This window comes from Pseudomonas sp. MD195_PC81_125, from assembly GCF_014060985.1.
Classification (GTDB): domain Bacteria; phylum Pseudomonadota; class Gammaproteobacteria; order Pseudomonadales; family Pseudomonadaceae; genus Aquipseudomonas; species Aquipseudomonas parakoreensis.
Map to the genome: position 1 here is coordinate 1 of NZ_JABULD010000011.1, position 2300 is coordinate 2300.

Genomic DNA, 2300 nt, shown 5'->3' on the forward strand with positions numbered 1-2300 from the left:
ATGCTGCAAGCCGCCGATCACCACCAGCATGGTCACCGACGCCCACTCGCCGTGGGGCAGGTTGATGCCGGTGGTCAGCAGGATGGTCGCCAGCAGCCCCAACGCGACCCGTACCGCGTGGATCAGCCGGGCATGCCGGTAGCGGCGGTACGGGTCCAGCAACGGACGCAGGATTCGCCGCAGCAGCGGTGGCAGTCGGTGGGTGCTGAATGTACTCAGTGCAAAGTCCTCGTCAGAAGATGTAGTCGGTGGTCAGGAAGCTCGAATCGCGGCCGCGAATGATTTCGCTGATCAGCTCCTTGTTGCTGTCCTGGAACTTGGTTGCCACCAGTGTGCGGATCGAAAACACCCGTAGTGCATCGTGTACCGACAGCGTGCCCTCGGCGGAGTTCTTGCGCCCGTTGAACGGGTAGGTGTCCGGGCCGCGCTGGCACTGGGCGTTGAGGTTGATCCGCCCGACCTGGTTGGCGAAGGTATCGACCAGTCGGCCGATCGCCACCGGGTTGGTACCGAACAGGCTCAGTTGCTGACCGAAGTCCGATTCCAGCACGTAATCGATCACGGTATCGAGGTGGCGGTACGGCACGATCGGCACCACCGGGCCGAATTGTTCTTCGTTGTACACGCGCATCTGCGGCGTCACCGGGTATAGCACGGCGGGGTAGAAGAACGACTCTCGACTCTCGCCACCATTGGGGTTGACCACTTGCGCGCCCTTGCTCTGCGCGTCAGCCACCAGCCCGTGCAGGTAGTCGACCTTGCCCGACTCCGGCAGCGGCGTCAGTGCCACGCCGCTGTCCCACGGCATGCCTGGCTTGAGCGTGGCGAGTTTGGCGTTGAATTTTTCGATGAAGGCGTCGACCACATCCTCATGCACAAACAGGATCTTCAGCGCGGTGCAGCGCTGGCCGTTGAACGACAGCGAACCGGTGACCGCTTCGCTGACGGCGTTGTCCAGATCGACTTCCGGCAGGACGATACCCGGGTTCTTCGCATCCAGACCCAGCGCGGCGCGCAAACGGTGTGGTTTCGGGTGCAGTTTCTTCAGGTCGCTGGCGGCCTTGTTGGTGCCGATGAAGGCGAAAATATCGATCTTGCCGCTGGCCATCAGCGCGCTGACAGTCTCGCGGCCGCTGCCGTAGATCACGTTGATCACGCCGGTGGGGAAGCTGTCGCGGAACGCTTCAAGCAGCGGGCGGATCAGCAGCACGCCGAGTTTGGCCGGTTTGAACACCACGGTGTTTCCCATGATCAGCGCCGGGATCAGCGTGGTGAAGGTTTCGTTCAGCGGATAGTTGTAAGGGCCCATGCACAGCGCGACACCGAGCGGCACGCGACGAATCTGGCCGAGGGTGTCCTGTTCCAGTTCGAACCGGCTGGAGCGGCGGTCGAGTTCTTTCAGCGCGTTGATGGTGTCGACGATGTAGTCGCAGGTGCGGTCGAACTCTTTTTCCGAGTCCTTGAGGTTCTTGCCGATCTCCCACATCAGCAATTTGACCACGGCTTCGCGCTGCTGACGCATACGGCCGAGGAACGCTTCGACGTGCTGAATGCGTTCGGCCACGCGCATGGTCGGCCACAGGCCCTGACCGCGATCGTACGCGCGTACGGCGGCATCAAGGGCGGTGAGGGCGGTGTCGGCATCCAGCAGCGGGGTGCTGCCGAGAATCACTTGTTCATCGCCATTCTCGCCGTGCAGGTACACCGGGCTGCGTACCGTGGCCAGCGGGCCGTCCCAGCGCCGCAGTTCGCCATCGACGAGGTATTCGCGTTGCTCGACCTGAGCGTCGAGGCGGTATTTTTCCGGGATGTCGCTGACAGAAGGGAACAGGTTGCCAAGGATGTTTGCTGTGGTCATGTCGCTACCCCCTATTGATGTCCGTATGCAGATCCAAAAGTCAGTACAGGTTATACGCCTGAATACGCGGGAATTTAAACCCGCGAATGTCACGCGAATGTCACGCCAAGTCCCGGAGTAGAGCCGCAATGCTCACACCAGTCCCTGTAGGAGCTGCCGCAGGCTGCGATCTTTTGACTTTGCTTTTGAAGATCAAGATCAAAAGATCGCAGCCTGCGGCAGCTCCTACAGAGGGCATCGGTGTGGCCCCGGATGGCCCCCTCGTTGTCCCGCCAATGCCCTCAACCCGCTGCCGTGCCTGCCTTAAGGTGTGATCACAACAAAAAGCGCTACCCAGGCGAGGATCGTTATGCGGGCAATCCCACTCACTTTAATGCTGGCGCTGTCCGTTGCACTGTGCGGCTGCGGTGAAAAAGCCGCACCGCCGGCGACCACCCACAAC

The 2300-nt window shown here is 61.5% G+C and carries 1 protein-coding gene and 1 pseudogene; both read right to left on the reverse strand.

The window, feature by feature from the left end:
- A pseudogene (locus HT737_RS31580) lies at positions 1-186 on the reverse strand (FUSC family protein); the annotation flags it as partial.
- Between the two features lie 46 nt (positions 187-232).
- Positions 233-1858, reverse strand: coding sequence for an NADP-dependent glyceraldehyde-3-phosphate dehydrogenase (locus HT737_RS00600; protein ID WP_182400965.1), 1626 nt, complete (start codon positions 1856-1858; stop codon positions 233-235).
- Positions 1859-2300 lie beyond the last annotated feature (442 nt).

What these genes read in the sequence shown, in the direction of transcription:
- HT737_RS00600 (WP_182400965.1), bottom strand. Translation starts at nt 1,858, where the DNA reads ATGACCACAGCAAACATCCTTGGCAACCTGTTCCCTTCTGTCAGCGAC.